The organism is Marmoricola endophyticus (assembly GCF_014644415.1).
GTDB classification, from domain to species: Bacteria; Actinomycetota; Actinomycetes; order Propionibacteriales; family Nocardioidaceae; genus Marmoricola; species Marmoricola endophyticus.
Map to the genome: position 1 here is coordinate 2788311 of NZ_BMKQ01000001.1, position 15290 is coordinate 2803600.

At 73.1% G+C, this 15290-nt stretch carries 15 protein-coding genes; 4 read left to right on the forward strand and 11 right to left on the reverse strand.

Going from position 1 to position 15290, the window contains the following annotated elements:
* Positions 1 to 25: 25 nt before the first annotated feature.
* Positions 26 to 886: an FkbM family methyltransferase gene (locus tag IEX42_RS13660; protein WP_188780268.1), complete on the forward strand. Its 861-nt coding sequence runs from the start codon at positions 26 to 28 to the stop codon at positions 884 to 886.
* A gap of 21 nt (positions 887 to 907) precedes the next feature.
* On the opposite strand, the gene IEX42_RS13665 is transcribed toward IEX42_RS13660, so the two are convergent.
* Genes IEX42_RS13665 through IEX42_RS13680 form a run of 4 tightly spaced genes read right to left on the reverse strand, consistent with a single transcriptional unit; the run spans position 908 to position 4947 of the window.
* Complete coding sequence (locus IEX42_RS13665) at positions 908 to 2023, reverse strand: glycosyltransferase (RefSeq protein ID WP_188780269.1); 1116 nt, start codon at positions 2021 to 2023, stop codon at positions 908 to 910.
* Positions 2014 to 3030: a glycosyltransferase family protein gene (locus IEX42_RS13670; RefSeq protein ID WP_188780270.1), complete on the reverse strand. Its 1017-nt coding sequence runs from the start codon at positions 3028 to 3030 to the stop codon at positions 2014 to 2016. Before IEX42_RS13670 ends, IEX42_RS13665 begins: the two co-directional genes overlap by 10 nt.
* The gene (locus tag IEX42_RS13675) at positions 3027 to 3866 is read right to left on the reverse strand and encodes an alpha-1,2-fucosyltransferase (protein ID WP_188780271.1); all 840 of its coding nucleotides are present in this window, start codon (positions 3864 to 3866) and stop codon (positions 3027 to 3029) included. Before IEX42_RS13675 ends, IEX42_RS13670 begins: the two co-directional genes overlap by 4 nt.
* Positions 3859 to 4947, reverse strand: coding sequence for a glycosyltransferase family protein (locus tag IEX42_RS13680; RefSeq protein ID WP_188780272.1), 1089 nt, complete (start codon positions 4945 to 4947; stop codon positions 3859 to 3861). Before IEX42_RS13680 ends, IEX42_RS13675 begins: the two co-directional genes overlap by 8 nt.
* A gap of 106 nt (positions 4948 to 5053) precedes the next feature.
* Between IEX42_RS13680 and IEX42_RS13685 the strand changes: the two genes are divergently transcribed.
* Positions 5054 to 6880, forward strand: coding sequence for an ABC transporter ATP-binding protein (locus tag IEX42_RS13685; RefSeq protein WP_188780273.1), 1827 nt, complete (start codon positions 5054 to 5056; stop codon positions 6878 to 6880).
* Here the strand turns inward: IEX42_RS13685 and IEX42_RS13690 are convergent.
* From IEX42_RS13690 to IEX42_RS13700, 3 genes are read right to left on the reverse strand one after another with little or no spacing between them, the layout of a single operon-like run.
* Entirely contained in the window at positions 6854 to 7819 is a 966-nt protein-coding gene (locus IEX42_RS13690; protein WP_188780274.1) for a glycosyltransferase family 2 protein, read from the reverse strand. The genes IEX42_RS13685 and IEX42_RS13690 overlap by 27 nt on opposite strands.
* Complete coding sequence (locus IEX42_RS13695) at positions 7816 to 8544, reverse strand: glycosyltransferase family protein (RefSeq protein WP_188780275.1); 729 nt, start codon at positions 8542 to 8544, stop codon at positions 7816 to 7818. The genes IEX42_RS13690 and IEX42_RS13695 overlap by 4 nt, the downstream gene beginning before the upstream one ends.
* Before the next feature lie 31 nt (positions 8545 to 8575).
* The gene (locus tag IEX42_RS13700; RefSeq protein WP_188780276.1) at positions 8576 to 8989 is read right to left on the reverse strand and encodes a VanZ family protein; all 414 of its coding nucleotides are present in this window, start codon (positions 8987 to 8989) and stop codon (positions 8576 to 8578) included.
* A 54-nt stretch (positions 8990 to 9043) separates the two neighbouring features.
* Here IEX42_RS13700 and IEX42_RS13705 point away from each other — a divergent pair, with 54 nt between their 5' ends.
* A complete protein-coding gene (locus tag IEX42_RS13705) occupies positions 9044 to 9796 on the forward strand; it encodes an FkbM family methyltransferase (RefSeq protein WP_188780277.1) in 753 nt (250 codons plus the stop codon).
* A 3-nt stretch (positions 9797 to 9799) separates the two neighbouring features.
* Here IEX42_RS13705 and IEX42_RS13710 read toward each other — a convergent pair whose 3' ends face one another.
* Together IEX42_RS13710 and typA are read right to left on the reverse strand one after the other, a co-directional pair.
* Complete coding sequence (locus IEX42_RS13710) at positions 9800 to 10843, reverse strand: acyltransferase family protein (RefSeq protein ID WP_188780278.1); 1044 nt, start codon at positions 10841 to 10843, stop codon at positions 9800 to 9802.
* 25 nt (positions 10844 to 10868) lie between these two features.
* The gene (gene typA, locus IEX42_RS13715) at positions 10869 to 12749 is read right to left on the reverse strand and encodes a translational GTPase TypA (RefSeq protein WP_188780279.1); all 1881 of its coding nucleotides are present in this window, start codon (positions 12747 to 12749) and stop codon (positions 10869 to 10871) included.
* A gap of 218 nt (positions 12750 to 12967) precedes the next feature.
* Here typA and IEX42_RS13720 point away from each other — a divergent pair, with 218 nt between their 5' ends.
* Positions 12968 to 13888, forward strand: a complete 921-nt coding sequence (locus IEX42_RS13720; protein ID WP_188780280.1) for an alpha/beta hydrolase — start codon at positions 12968 to 12970, stop codon at positions 13886 to 13888.
* A 148-nt stretch (positions 13889 to 14036) separates the two neighbouring features.
* Here IEX42_RS13720 and IEX42_RS13725 read toward each other — a convergent pair whose 3' ends face one another.
* Together IEX42_RS13725 and IEX42_RS13730 are read right to left on the reverse strand one after the other, a co-directional pair.
* Positions 14037 to 14780 (reverse strand): SDR family oxidoreductase, encoded by a 744-nt coding sequence (locus IEX42_RS13725; RefSeq protein ID WP_188780281.1) that lies wholly within the window; start codon positions 14778 to 14780, stop codon positions 14037 to 14039.
* Positions 14777 to 15178, reverse strand: a complete 402-nt coding sequence (locus IEX42_RS13730) for a thiol-disulfide oxidoreductase DCC family protein (RefSeq protein ID WP_188780282.1) — start codon at positions 15176 to 15178, stop codon at positions 14777 to 14779. The genes IEX42_RS13725 and IEX42_RS13730 overlap by 4 nt, the downstream gene beginning before the upstream one ends.
* Positions 15179 to 15290 lie beyond the last annotated feature (112 nt).

Consider the following 15290-nt stretch of genomic DNA (forward strand, 5'->3'; position numbering starts at 1 on the left):
GCCGAGCCGACCCGGAGGGGGCGAGATGCACCCGGTCCTGCGACAGGTCGCCGACCAGTCCCGCGCCGTGTGGTCCCACCCGTCCAACCGCGGGGCTCGGGTGCGGGCGGTGGGCCGCGCCGTGCGCTACCAGGTGAGGGCACGCGTGCTCGGCCGCTCCAGCGTCGCCCGCGTCGGGGTACGAGGCCGCGTCGTCGTCCGGCTGCACGACTGGGGGTCCTCTCAGGCGCTCTACGCCAACCCCGTCGACCACGCGGAGATGACCTTCTGGCGCGGGTTCTTGAGACCGGGCGACCTGTTCCTCGACGTCGGCGCGAACGTCGGGATCTACTCCCTGTGGGCCGCCGACCGCGATGCCGAGGTCTGGGCCTTCGAGCCTGACGACGAGGCGCGCGGACGGCTGGAGGAGAACGCCGCCCTGAGCGGGCTGGCCGTCGCGGTCCACCCGTGTGCCGTCGGCGCCGGGTCCGGGACCATGCGGATCACCGAAGGGCTCGGCACCAGCAACCGGATGAGTGCCGACGACGCGCCGGGCACCCGCGAGGTGCCCGTACGGAGCCTCGACGACCTCGTCGGCGACCGCGAGGTCCGTGGCATCAAGGTCGACGTCGAGGGGGTCGAGCGGCTGGTCGTCGAGGGTGCAGCCCGGCTCCTGGACGGGGCACGCGTCGACGTGCTGCAGCTGGAGTGGAACCACATGAGCGACGTCGTGCTGGGCGAGGGCCGTCGCCCGTTGTGGGACCTGCTGCGCGCGCACGGGTACGTCGGGTGCCGACCCGAGAACGGCCGCCTGGTCAACCTGGCGCGCGACGAGTGCCCGGGCCACGGAGCCGACCTGTTCTTCGCCTCGCCTCGCTGTGCCGAGGGGCTCGACCGCCTCGAGTGAACACGGCCAAGGGGGCCGGAGTCAGGTCAGCGCGAGCACGTGCTCGACCCGTCGACGGAACTCGTCAGCGAACAGGTGCTCGGCCATGAAGGCCACGCCCGCGGCCCGTGCTCGTACGATCTCGGCGCGATCGCGGGCGAGGGCGGCCAGCCGGTCGGTGAGGGCGCCGACGTCGCCCACCGGTGCGCTCCAGCCAGCGCGGCTCTCACCGATCAGCCGCCGGGCGTACGCGTTGTCACAGGCCAGCACCGGAGCACCGCAGGCGAGGGCCTCGAGGTAGGTCCCGGAGGGGTCCGCCTGCGGGTGCGGGAGCAGCATCACGTCGACCGACCGGGACACGTGCCGCACCCAGTCGGGGTCGAAGGGCAGCGCGCCGGTCAGGCGGAGGCCGTCTGGCGCGTCCCTGCGCACCCGTTCCTCCTCGGGGCCGGACCCGAGCAGCTCGACGGTGACGGGCAGCCGGCGCCGCTCGCACTCCCGCGCCACGGCGACGACGGTGTTGATGCCCTTGGTCCGCAACCACCGGCCGGAGAAGGCGACCCGCAGCGGGCCGTCGGCCACGGGCGCCGTCGGGGCGGCCAGCTGCTCGCGCCGGATCCGGCTGTCGAGGTAGAGCATCGGTGCGGCCGATCCGCGGGCGTACCGGTCCCAGGTCGGCCAGCCGTTGCACTGCAGGCCGGCCGCGCGACGCACCATCGCTCGCTGCCGCAGGTCGCGACGGACTGCGCCGAGGCGGACCCGGGCCCGGGTCAGCGCGGTCGTGCCGCCGTCCAGCAGCGTGTACGCCGCCTGGTTGGCCGGCGTGTTCTCGGCGAGCAGCACGACAGGCCGGTGGCCTCCCAGCAGTGGCTCGTGGGCCGGGTCCAGCCCGGCCAGGACGACTCCCCGCCCCGGTCGGGCCAGCGTGTCGGCCACCGGGTCGTCGGCCAGGTCGAGAGCGAACGGAAGCTGTCCGGGGTCGACCCAGTCCACGTCGAGGTTGGCCGACGGGTCGCTGGGCACCGGCCGGCCGACCATGCGGACGGTGCCGGGCCAGTGCTCGGCGTACGCCGCCATGCCGGTCGTCGTCTTGGCTGCGACCAGCACCCGCCCGTCGGGTCGCCGCGGGACCGGTCCGGCGAGCACGGTCAGCTCCACGGCACGACCCCCCGCTCGCGCAGGCCCTCGGCGAGCCGCTGCCACATCCGGGCGGTGCCGTGGTGGCGGTGCACGTGCTCGCGGCCCGCGGCGGCGAGCCTGTCCCGCAGTGCCGCATCGTCGCGCAGTGCCGCGATCGCGGTGCGCAGCGCTCGGGCGTCGCCGGCCGGCGGCATCAGCGCAGTCTCGCCGTCGGCGAAGTAGTCCCGCATCGCCGCCGTGCCCGAGACGACCACTGCGCAGCCCGCCGCGGCGGCCTCCAGCGCGACGGTCTGGCCGGTGGGGTACGCGAGTTCGTGGGTGGCCACCACGACCGTGCGCGCGCGGCGCAGCAGGGCGAGGTGGTCGTCGTACGCGACCCGGCCGAGCAGCGTCACGCCGGGAAGCCCAGCCAGCGGGCCGACCCGTTCGGGCGGCGCCACCACAGTGAGTCGGCCGTCGGTGCCGCGGATCGCGGATGCCAGCGTCGCCGGGTCGCGCCCCGCGTCCTGGCCGACCGTGAGCAGGTCGATGTCGCGCTCCACCGGCGCGGGGTCTGTGTGCGGTGCGAGGTCGACCCCGAAGGGGACCGGAAGCAACCGCTCCGCGGGGATGCCGTGGTCCGTGAAGACGGCGCTCTGGTTCTGTGACAGGTAGGCCACCACCGCGCTGGCCCGCAGCAGCCCCAGCGCCCGCTCGCGCTGCCACGGCTCGCCGCGCAGCAGGTCCTCTGCGACCCAGCAGACCAGCGAGACCAGCGGCGGCGCGCCAGGCAGCCGGGCCAGCCGGACCGGCCAGTGCAGGTTGGGCTCGAAGTAGCCCAGCAGCAGGTCTGCGCGTCGCGCGGCCAGCAGACCGGGCTGCTCGAGGCGTACGCCGCTGCGGTCGCGGACCACGGCCGCGAGCTTGGCCGGTAGGGGGACCCGGCGCGGGAGGGTCGGCTCGATGCCGTGCTCGGCGAGCGCCTCGGCACCGAAGGCCATCGGCTCGCCGGGGGCCGCGCCGTTGAAGAGCAGCGCCCGGGTCATGGGCGCTCGTCCCAGCCGCCGGGGAGCTCGTCGACGACCTGCCAGGCCGGGTGCAGCTGCCAGGCGCGCCCCCCGTTGATGTCGCGCCGGTGCAGGCGCGGAGCCCACACCGACGCCGGGCGTCCGCTGCGGACCCCGGACACGTAGGCGCCCCAGTACGAGAAGCTCGAGTTGGTGATCACCAGGCGGGTCGCCGCGCAGACCTGGGCGAGGTCACCGAGGGGTCCCTCGTCGATCGACCCGAAGCGGGTCGGGGCGACGTCCTCGAGCCAGCCGAGGTGCTCGCGGCACCAGTCCAGGCCGTCCGAGACGACCCGGACACGCCGGGGCGGGCCGTCGGCGGCCACCGAGCCCGCGACCGCGGCACGCAGGTAGCCGTCCTGGTCGAAGCCGTAGAGCGCGCGGAAGGCCGGCACCGAGTAGTAGTCGCCGCGCCGCACGTTGACCACCAGCTCGCCGGGGTCGGTGGCCCGCTCGACGGCGTCGGCGAAGCCGGGCGCGGACAGCAGCCGCTCGTGGACGAACGCGTCGAGGTCCGCCAGGGTGAAGTCGACCCCCAGCTCGCTGTGGTCGTGCTCGAGCACCCGCCGGTCCCAGGGGCGGACCTGTGCCCGCCGTCGGGACAGCTCGCGCAGCGCCGGGAAGACCTCCAGCCACGGCTCCACGGAGTCCTGCAGCAGCACCGACTCCCGGACCCCGGCCCGCCGAGCCGTGGCCGCGTGCTGCCAGAGGTAGAGGAAGTTCCCGAGGTTGACCCCGGGGAAGGTCCAGGTCACCGGGTCGCCGTGGCGGCGTACGGCGTTGACCAGCGGGCCGAGCAGGGAGTGGTCAGCCACGTGTCCGCCACGCGTCGAGGGTCTGCCGGGCCGCGCTGCGCCAGGCCACCCACGAGCGGTCCCAGGCGCTCTCCCCGGGCGCGTGGGCCGCGAAGTGCTCGACCAGCGCCGGCGCCGGCTGACGGGCGGGGGAGCCTTCGGCGTCGAGCCGGGCGAAGGCGTCCTCGAGTGCGGCCGACATCGCGGCGGCGGTGTACGTCCGCGCCACGTGCTCCCGCCCGGCCGTCGTACGTCGCGCCCACTCGTCGTGGTCGTCGTCGAAGAGCCGGCAGGCCGCCACGACCGCGTCGTGCAGGGCCACCAGGTCGGTGTCGCCGAGGGGCACCGACCACGCCGGGTCGAGGTACTCCCTCGCCCCGTCGCCGGTGAACCCGACGACGAGGCAGCCCGACAGCACCGCTTCGGCGCCAGGCAGACCGAAGCCGTCGCGCTCGGCGGTGCTGACGAAGACGGCGGCGCGGGCCAGCGCCGCGGCCATCGCGTCGCGGTCCAGGCCGTGCAGCAGGTCGACCTGCCAGCCGTCGTCGAGGGCGCCGCTACGGCGCAGCAGCTCGCTCAGCGCCGCGACGTCCCACGGGCGGCGGGCGGTGGTGACGGCGACCCGGCGCTCCTTCGGGCCCGGGGCGAACCGCGCGGCGTCGACGTGGAGCGGCACGTGGTGAACCGGGAAGTGCACCGGGACCAGGCGCCGAAGGAAGGTCTCGATCGCCCGCGACGTGGCGACCGCGGCCACCGCGTTGGGCCAGCCCGGGTACGGCTCATCGAACCGGGTGCCCGGATCCACTCCGCCGAAGGTGAAGTGGTGCCCCTGGTTGAGCATCACGACCTTCGCGTCGCCGGTCAGGTGGCGGTGCCGCGGACCACCCGCCTCCGGCACCAGCAGCACGTCACCGGTGGCGAGCTCGCGGCGCAGGCCGTGCACGATCCGGGTGCGGTGCGGGAACCAGGACGCCGCGAACCCCTCGCGACCGTGCCACACCGCCGCCTCCCGGCCGGCGTCGTTGAGCCGGTCGACGACGTCGTACATCACCTTGATCCCGCCGGAGGGCTCGGCGATGTCCGGTGCGAGGACGAGGATCACTGCTCTCCCGGGTCGGGTGCGGGTGGACGGAGGTGTGCGTTCCTATACTGACGGCTCGATCCGGCGGGGGGTGAGCACGGCGATGCTCGGTCTGACGCGGCGTGTCGTGGCCCTCTTCGACGCCCGCACCCGTCGCCGGCTGGCGCTGGCCGTCATCGGCTCGGTGGTGATCGCGCTGGCCGAGGTGGTCGCCGTGGTCGCCGTGCTGCCGCTGCTCGAGCTGCTCACCGGAGGCTACGACGACGCCGGCCGCCCGTCCGGCGCGCTGCGGGTGGCCAGCGACGTGTTCGGCGACCCGCCGCCCTCCCGGCTCGCGGCGTACGTCGCGGCGACGGTGTTCGTCGGCTTCCTGGTCAAGGGCCTGGTCTCGCTGGCGATCCGCTGGTGGTCTCTCGGATTCCTGCTGCGCCAGGGGGTGCGGACCGCCGAGGACCTGATGCGCTACTACCTCACCGCGCCGTACTCCCTGCACCTGCGCCGCGGGCCGGCGGACCTGCTGCGCACGATGAACGACGCGGTGGGGCAGGTCTACTCCCAGGTGGTGATGGGCGGGGTGACGATCCTGACCGAGGCGGTCACCATCGTCACCCTCGTCGTCACGCTCCTGGTGGTGAACCCGCTGCCGACGATCGCGGTGGCGGTGTACTTCGCGGTCGCGGCGCTGCTGCTCCAGCGGCTGGTCCGCGCTCGGGCGGTCCGCGCCGGCGAGGACATGATCCACGCGGCGTACGTCACCACGCAGACCGGCCTGCAGGCCCTCGGCGGGGTCAAGGAGATCAAGCTGCGCAGCGAGCAGGAGGTGTTCGTCCGCCGATACGCCGCCGCCAGGCAGCGCGCCGCCGACGCGCTGCGGACGTCCAGCTTCCTCTCCGACGTGCCGAAGTACGCCATGGAGCTGCTCTTCGTGCTCGGGATCGCTCTGGTCACCGCGCTCGTCTACGCCCAGGACGGGTCCCGCTCGGCGCTGGCCTCGGTCGCGCTGTTCGCGGTCGCCGGGTTCCGGGTCCTGCCGAGCATCGTGCGGGCGATGAGTGCACTGACCTCGCTGCGTGCCGGTACGGGCTCGCTGGACCTCGTCGAGCACGACCTGGACCTGGCCCGCGCGACCGAGCGGGTCCCCGCCGAGCGGCCGGAGCGGATGCGGTGGAGCCGCGGCCTCACCGTGCAGGACGTCTCCTTCCGCTACGAGGGACACGACGCGCTGGTCCTGGACCGGGTCGACCTCGACATCCCGGCCGGCAGCTCACTCGCGCTGGTCGGCAGCAGCGGCGCCGGCAAGACCACCCTGGTCGACGTCCTCCTCGGCCTGCACGCGCCGGTGTCCGGTCGAGTCCTCGCCGACGGCGAGGACGTACGCCGCGACCTCGCCGCCTGGCAGCAGGGGCTGGCGATGGTCCCGCAGGAGGTCTACCTGTTCGACGAGAGCCTGCGAGACAACATCCGGTTCTCCCCTGACGTTGACGACCCCGACGACGCGCGTCTGCTCGAGGTGATCGAGCAGAGCCGGCTCGGGGACCTGGTCCGCAGCCTGCCCGACGGGGTGGCCTCGTCGGTCGGTGACCGCGGCCAGCGGCTCTCCGGTGGTCAGCGGCAGCGGGTCGGCATCGCACGCGCACTCTTCCGTCGGCCGTCCCTGCTGGTGCTCGACGAGGCGACCTCCGCGCTGGACAACGAGACCGAGCACGAGGTGATCGAGACGGTCGAGGCGCTGCACGGCGAGGTCACCCTCGTCGTCGTGGCCCACCGGCTCTCGACGGTCCGCCACTGCGACCAGATCGCCTTCCTGAAGGACGGCCGGGTGGAGGGGGTCGGCACGTTCGCCGACCTGCGTCGTACGGTCCCCGACTTCGAGCGGATGGTGCGGCTGGGGCGCCTGGACGACGAGAGGACGTCCCCGAGCGAGAGGTCAGGGACGGGCGAGAGGGCGTCCTGAGGGCCGTCGCAGCGCCGCGCGCGACTCCGACAGGCCAGCGGCGAGGTGCCCGAAGTCGGTCCGGATGCTGCGCAGCGGGGTGGTCGGGCGCCCACTGAGACGACGCAGAACGTTGTAGGCGAGGTTGACCGCGGACACGGTCGCGGCGACGAGGGTCGCGCGCCGGTGGAACCCCCAGATGCGGGCGTAGAGGGTGGCGGACACCGACAGCGCGCGGACTCGGCCACCCCACCCGGTCGTCCCACCGCCGAGGTGGGTGACCGCGACGTCCCCCACGAAGTAGGCGGGCACTCCGTGCCGGGCCAGGCGGCGTTGCAGGTCGACCTCCTCGAAGTACATGTGGAAGCGTTCGTCGAAGCCGCCCACGGCCCAGAAGTCGGCCGTCTGCATCAGCAGGCAGGCTCCGGTCAGCCAGTCGGTGCGACGACGTCTGCCGGCGACGCAGTCGACGTCGAAGCCGACCAGTCGACGCATCCACGCATGCTGTGACCAGCGAGCGAGGGGCTGGAGAGCGCCCAGCCCTCGGTAAGCGGCCGGCCAACGATTGGCGGTGGAGGTCGGGCGCCCGCTCTCGATCAGCAGCGGACTCGAGACCGACGGCCGGGTGGAACGGCCCGCGGCGACGAGCCTGTCGAGGGTGCCCGGCGGCATCGTGACGTCGCTGTTCAGCACCAGCAGCCAAGGGTGCAGTGCATGCGCCGCTCCGGTGTTGATCGCGGCGCCGAAGCCCAGGTTGAGATCGTGGCGGATCACCGTGACGCCCGGTCGCGGCGCGAACGGCTCAGGCGAGTGGTCGTCGACGACGATCAGCTGGACCGGCCGATCCCCGTGCTGGTCGCGGACTGCAGAGACAGCTCCCTCTGCCAAGGAGGCGCCGCCGTAGTGCGGCACGACCACGCTGACGCCCTCGCCCTCGCCCTCGCCCCCGGCTCCGGTCACGGGGAACCCGTCGGCCCGGCCCACGTCGTCACGTCGGCGCGGGCATGGTCGCGGTAGTACCGCTCCTCCTCGTCCAGGCGAGCGCTGTCGACGTACCAGGGCTCGTGACGTGCGACGAGTCGTCCTCCGGTGCGGATCGCAGGTCCGAGGGTGGGCGCGCGCACCGACGGGCGGTAGACGGCGAAGGTGGTGTCGATGGGCGCGTGGAACACCTCTGGGCCGATCGCGTGCTGCCACGCCGAGGCCTCCCAGTCCAAGACGTCCTGCTTGCCGGCGTACTGGTCGGGGAGGTCGTCGATACGCAGGCCGAAACCCACCTTCACGTAGGTCGGGTGACGGTTGAGCAGCCGGATGAACGTGCGCACCGCGCCGTGGGCGGCCTCCTCGGGCACGACGTCCGGATCGGTGACGACGTAGGGCTTCCGGCCGGCCACCGAGTCGACGAGACCAGCGTCCCAGGCCGCGTGGTGGCCGAGGTTGGCGCCGAGTCGTACGACCCGGTGGTGCGTGCGTTCGTAGAACCTCAGCAGCGGGGGGTACGTCGAGGCGTTGTCCACCAGCACGATGTTGGTCATGCCCTCGTCGTCGAGCCACCCGAGCAGGCGGAGCAGCGAGCTCACCCGGTCCCGGCAGACGACGAAGACCGGCATGGCGGGGTCGAAGCCGACCGGTCGGTGCCGCACGCGGGCCCGAGCGTGGGCGACCAGCCTGGCGTGGTCGATCATCGGCCGATCATGGCACGCAGCCGCGCCGGTCTCACCGGCCTCGGCCCCACCTGTGACGCGCCGGCACTGAGAGCAGCGTGCCGACCAGGCCGCCGAGACCGTTCGCGACGAGGTCGGTGAGGCTGGAGACGCGGTGCAGGGCCGGGATCATCTGCACCAGCTCGACTGCAGCCGACAGCGCGACGCAGCACAGCGCGGTGAGCAGCCAGGGAAGGCGCAGCAGCACTGCGAGCAGGATCCCGACGGGGATGAAGAGCAGCACGTTGAGGCCGAACCCGAACACCTCCGGTGGCGGCCGACCGGGCAGCGCGAGGTCGTAGTTCCACACGCCGTACATGCGCACCGTGAGCTCGTTCAGCTCACGGCCGACGGGGGAGAGCACGAGGGCCGCGAGGGCGGCGGCGTAGAGGCCGGCCGTCAGCCACACGGCCCGTCGCGCTGTCATGGCGCGATCCTATGGAGCGCACGGAGCGGTCCGCGGACGTGCCAGCATGTGCCCATGAGGCCCAGCGACGTGGCGCGGCTGCGCCGCGGCGTTCTCGACCCGACGCGCTACCGGTCGGTCCTCGAGCTGCTGCGCCTCAGCCGGCGGCCGCTGACCACGCTCCGCCGGTACGTCGACGCCGACGCGGGGGAGTACCCGTGGACGACCACCGTACGTACGCCGACCGGCCCGCTCGCCCTGCGGCTGCCGCACCCGCACGACGTCCGCACCCTCAACGAGGTGTTCTTCCGCCGCGACTACGGCGACGCGGCGCCACGGGTCGTCGTCGACGTCGGCGCCAACATCGGCGTCGCGTCGGCGTACTTCCTCTCGCGGCGCCCCGATGCGGTCGTGCACTGCTGGGAGCCGGTCCTGGCCAACCTGTCGACCCTGCGCCACAACCTCGGCCCGTACGCCGACCGCGCCGTCGTCCACGAGTCGGCCCTGGCGCCTGCGGCCGGGCTCGCGGCGTTCCGCGTCGAGGCGGTCGGGCGCTACAGCGGGCTCGCCGACTACTACGAGCACGACCTCGAGACCGAGACCGTCGAGGTCACCTGCGAGGCCGTCGGACCGGAGCTCGAGGAGGTGATCGCCCGGCACGGCGGGATCGACCTGCTCAAGATCGACACCGAGGGGAGCGAGACGGCGCTGCTCGCCGCGGTGCCGGACGACCTGCTGCCACTGATTGGGACGGTCGCCTACGAGCGGCACGGGTCCGTACGACGCGTCGCCGGCGCGGCCCTGCTGGCGCAGCGACGGGCCGGCTGACGCTCAGGCCGGTGCCGCGTCGCGCCGCAGCACCGCTCGCAGCGAGCGGCGTACCCACCGGCTCGCCGGCACCTCGACGACGTGGTGAACGCCCCAGGCCAGCACCAGCACCACGAGCACGGCGAGGACCGAGGCCAGGGTCCGGTCCACGTGCCCGACCAGCCGCTCGAGGACGACGTAGCCGACGTTCTGGTGGACGAGGTAGAGCGGGAAGCTGATCTCACCGAGGAGGACCAGCGGCCGCCAGCGCAGCACCGGAACGCCCGGGACCAGCACGACCGCGGCGAAGGCCAGGGAGAGGGCGGTGACGACGAGCGCGGCCGACAGCCCCTGCAGCGACCAGGTGACCGCGAAGCCGACGACGACGCTGAGTGCCGTCAGCGGCTCGACCCGGCCGCTGCGCCTGCTCAGGAGCAGGAGCATCCCCGTGCTGAACAGCGCGGCGTACTCGGTGACGGTGACGACCTGGACGAGGTCGAGCAGCCGGGACCCGGGCAGCGCGCGCGACGCGGCCGCGACGAGCACGCTGAGGGCCAGCCAGCCGACCACGACCCGTCGGACGGTGCCGGCGGTGAGCGTGCCCAGCCAGGCCAGCAGCACGAAGACCAGGGCGTAGAAGACGATCTCCACCGACAGCGACCAGTAGGCGCCGTCGACGCTGCGCACCCCGACCAGCCGCTGCACCATCGAGTAGTTGACCGCGATCTCCAGCGGGCTCCGGAACAGCCCGCCGACGCCGGCGACCAGCACCACCACCCACGACAGCGTCAGGCAGGCCCAGTACGTCGGGTAGAGCCGGCTCACCCGGGACACCGCGAAGTCCACGGCGTCCCCGCGCTGCGCGGTCAGCAGGATGACGTACCCGCTGATCAGGAAGAACAGGTGCACGCCGTAGAAGCCGAGGGAGAACTCCACGACGGGGCGGTCGCCGGCCGGGTCGAAGTACACGTCGTACAGGTGGAACAGGTGGTAGAGCACCACCGACCCGGCGGCTATCCCCCGGAGCCCGTCCAGCTCCAGGTAGCGCGAGGACAGGCCGGTGCGCACCGGCCCAGTGTCCCCGATCGTCCGCTCAGCCCTTGCGCGCCCGGGCCGCGGTCTTCGCGCGGTCGCTGGCCATCAGGTCGACCTTGCGGATCCGTACGGCGTCGGGGGTGACCTCGACGCACTCGTCCTCGCGGCAGAACTCCAGGGACTGCTCGAGGGAGAGCTTCTTCGGCGGGATCAGCTTCTCGAAGTTGTCGGAGGTGGAGGAGCGGACGTTGGTCTGCTTCTTCTCCTTGGTGATGTTGACGTCCATGTCGTCGGCGCGAGAGTTCTCGCCGACGATCATGCCCTCGTAGACCTCGGTGGTCGGCTCGAGGAACATCGTGCCGCGCTCCTGCAGGTTCGTCATGGCGTACGACGTCGCCGCGCCCGCGCGGTCGGCGACCAGCGAGCCCTGCTGCCGCGAGCGGATCTCGCCGGCCCAGGGCTCGTACCCCTCGAAGACCTGGTGGGCGATGCCGGACCCGCGGGTCTCGGTGAGGAACTCGGTGCGGAAGCCGATCAGCCCGCGTGCCGGGACGAGGAACTCCATCCGCACCCATCCGGTCCCGTGGTTGGTCATCTGCTCCATGCGGCCCTTGCGCAGCGCCAGCAGCTGGGTGATCGCGCCGAGGAACTCCTCGGGGGCGTCGACGGTCAACCGCTCCACCGGCTCGTGGACCTTGCCGTCGACCTCGCGGGTGACGACCTGCGGCTTGCCGACGGTCAGCTCGAAGCCCTCGCGGCGCATCTGCTCGACGAGGATCGCCAGCGCCAGCTCGCCGCGGCCCTGGACCTCCCAGGCGTCCGGGCGCTGGGTCGGCAGGACGCGCAGCGAGACGTTGCCGACCAGCTCGGAGTCCAGGCGGTCCTTGACCAGCCGCGCGGTGACCTTGGTGTTCTTCGTCGGACCGCGCCCGGCCAGCGGCGAGGTGTTGGTGCCGATCGTCATCGAGATGGCCGGCTCGTCGACCGTGATCACCGGCAGGGCGACCGGGTTCTCCGGATCGGCGAGCGTCTCGCCGATCATGATGTCGGGGATGCCGGCGATCGCGGCGATGTCGCCGGGGCCCGCCGACTCGGCCGGCTTGCGCTCCAGCGCCTCGGTCATCAGCAGCTCGGTGACGCGGACGTTCTTGGTGGTGCCGTCGGTGCGCATCCAGGCGACGGTCTGGTTCTTGCGCAGGGTGCCCTCGTGGACGCGTACGAGCGCGATCCGGCCCAGGAACGGGCTGGCGTCGAGGTTCGTCACGTGCGCCTGCAGCGGCGCTTCGTCCGTGTACTCCGGAGCCGGGATCGTCTCCAGGATCGTACGGAACAGCGGCTCCAGGTCGGGCGAGTCGGGCAGGCCACCGTTGTCCGGGACCTCCAGCGACGCCTTGCCGGCCTTGGCGCTGGCGTACACGACCGGGAAGTCCAGCGCATCCTGGTCGTGGGAGTCGTCGAGCAGGTCCATGAACAGCTCGTACGTCTCGTCGACGACCTCGGAGATCCGCGCGTCCGCGCGGTCGACCTTGTTCACGACGAGGATGACCGGCAGCTTGGCGTTGAGCGCCTTGCGCAGCACGAAGCGGGTCTGCGGCAGCGGTCCCTCGGAGGCGTCGACCAGCAGCACGATCCCGTCGACCATCGACAGCCCGCGCTCGACCTCGCCGCCGAAGTCGGCGTGCCCGGGGGTGTCGATGATGTTGATCGTCATCGGCTCGCCACCGGCCGACGGGCCGGCGTAGTGGATGGCGGTGTTCTTCGCGAGGATCGTGATGCCCTTCTCGCGCTCGAGGTCACCGGAGTCCATCGCCCGCTCGTCGACGTGCTGGTGCTCGCCGAACGCGCCTCCTTGCCAGAGCATCGCGTCCACGAGGGTCGTCTTGCCGTGGTCGACGTGGGCCACGATCGCGACGTTGCGCAGGTCGGAGCGGAGAGTCATGTGCGTGCAGGCCTTTCGGTCTCCCACCTCGGGCGGGCGAGAGGGGTACGACGAGGGCGGGCCGTGCGGCAGTGTCGCTCGTACGGCGGGGCGCGCGAGGCCGGTCCTCGGCCTGCGCAGCCCGGCCCAGCCTATCGCGTGGGCGCGGGTGCCCCGCCCGCCGCGGGTCCTGCGGCGCCCTGCCGGTCGGTGTCCGTGACGGGTGACACACTGCGGGCATGCCAGTCGCCCCCGACCTCCAGCCGCTGCTCGACGCCATGGCCGCGCCCGAGGCGCGTCCGATCCAGGACGGGACGCCGCAGGAGGCGCGCGAGATGATCGGGATGACCGAGCAGCTGCGCCGGCCCGACCAGGAGGTCGGCGGTGTCGAGACCGCGCCCGACGAGGTCGCCGGGTGTCCGGCCCGGGTCTACCGGCCCGAGGGCGCCACCGGTCCGATGCCGACGATGCTGTTCCTGCACGGTGGCGGTTTCGTGGTGGGCGACCTGGACACGCACGACGCGATCTGCCGGCTGCTCGCACGTGAGTGCTGGGCGACCGTCGTCGCGGTGGACTACCCGCTCGCGCCCGAGCACCCGTTCCCGGCCGCACCCGAGACGGCGGTGCGGGCGATGCGCGAGGTGGCCGCGCGGCGGGAGTCGTACGGCGGCGACGACCGGCTGGCCGTCGGCGGCGACAGCGCCGGCGGGAACCTCTCCGCGGTCGTGGCCCAGCAGTGCCGCGACCTGCGACTGCAGGCCCAGCTGCTGATCTACCCCGTCGTCGACCCGTACGGCGAGTGGGCCTCTCGCGAGGAGAACGGGTCGGGCTACTTCCTCGACCTGGCGGGGATGGCGTGGTTCCAGGGCCACTACGCCGCCGGCATCGACGAGGAGACCCGCACGGACCCGCTGATGGCGCCGCTGCACGGCGACCTCGCGGGCCTCGCCCCGGCCGTCGTCGCGACCGCCGAGATGGACCCGCTGCGCGACGAGGGCGAGGCCTACGCCGCCGCGCTGGCCGACGCCGGCGTACCCGTCGACGCGAAGCGGTACGACGGCCAGATCCACGGCTTCGTGAACTTCGACTTCCTCGCCGAGTCCTCCCGCGCCGCGATCATGGACCTCCTCGCCCGGTTCCGGACGCTCCTGCACGGTTGAGCGGTCTCACCTGCACGTCGAGACCGGCCCTGAGGTGGTCGAGCCGTGAGGCGCGCCAGCGCCGACCGACGTCGAGAGCCGGTGAGGTGCGCGCGACAGCGGGGGTGCGGTTGTCGAGACCGCTCACCCCGGGGAGAGGGCGCGCGGGCTAGACCCCGACCCGGTGCACCTTGTGCTGGGCGGCCTGCGCCTTCGGGCGCATGACGAGCTCGTCGATGCTGACGTGGTGCGGCAGCGAGGTGACCCAGCGGATCGCCTCGGCGACGTCCTCGGCGACCAGCGGCTCGGCGACACCGGCGTACACCGCGTCGTACTTGTCCTGGTCGCCGCCGAAGCGCACCTTGCTGAACTCCTCGGTCCGCACCATCCCGGGCGCGATCTCGGTGAACCGGACCGGCTGGTCGACCAGCTCCAAGCGCAGCGTCTCGTTGACGACGTTCACGCCGTGCTTGGCAGCGGTGTAGCCGCCGCCACCCTCGTACGCCACGCGCCCGGCCGTCGACCCGGTCTGCACGACCAGGCCGTTGCCCGAGGCGATCAGCGCCGGCAGCAGCGCCTGGGTGACGCGCACGGTGCCGAGGACGTTGACCTCGTACATCGCACGCCAGGTGTCGATGTCGGCCTCCGCCACCGTCGCCTGGTCGAAGGCGCCGCCGGCGTTGTTGACGAGGACGTCGAGAGAGCCGCCGACGGCGTCGGCCAGGGCCGCCACGTCCTCGGCGTCGGTGACGTCGCACGCGACGGCGCGGCCGCCGATCTCCTCGGCGAGTGCGCGTACGCGGTCCTCGCGCCGTGCCGCGCAGACCACCTCGAAGCCGTCCCCCGCCAGGGCCCGCGCGGTGGCCGCGCCGATCCCCGAGCTGGCTCCGGTGACCACGGCGAGTCGTGTCATGACGCCTTCCTCTCCTCGAGCGAGCAGGTCGCCGTACCGCCCGGCAGCGACTGCCTGTGCGCGGCGACCCACGTGTAGGACCTGGACGCGACCGGGCGCACCGCCCGCGAGCCGAGGACGGCACCCGCCGCACGCACCACGGCGTACGACGACCGGCGCAGCGCGCCAGCGATCGCCTCGTGCCCGCGCAGCACCCGGTCGCCGTCGACGAGGTGGATCTCGGCGTGGGCGGCCTCCGGCGTGATGGCGTACGCCGCCAGCTCGTCGAAGTCCTGCCAGGCGACCATCTCGACGTCGCACCCGAGCCGCTGCACCCATCGGGCCGAGCGCACGCAGAAGCCGCAGTCCGCGTCGTGGAGTAGCGCGTGCCGCAGTCCGGGTCCTCGGCTCGTGGTCATACGACGACCCTACGCACCCTCGTGCACCCTCCGCCGGGGTGAAGGCCGTCACCTCGGGTCGGAATAGGGTGCCGGAGGCGCGGGTTGACCCGGGCAGCAGTGTGGACAGGAG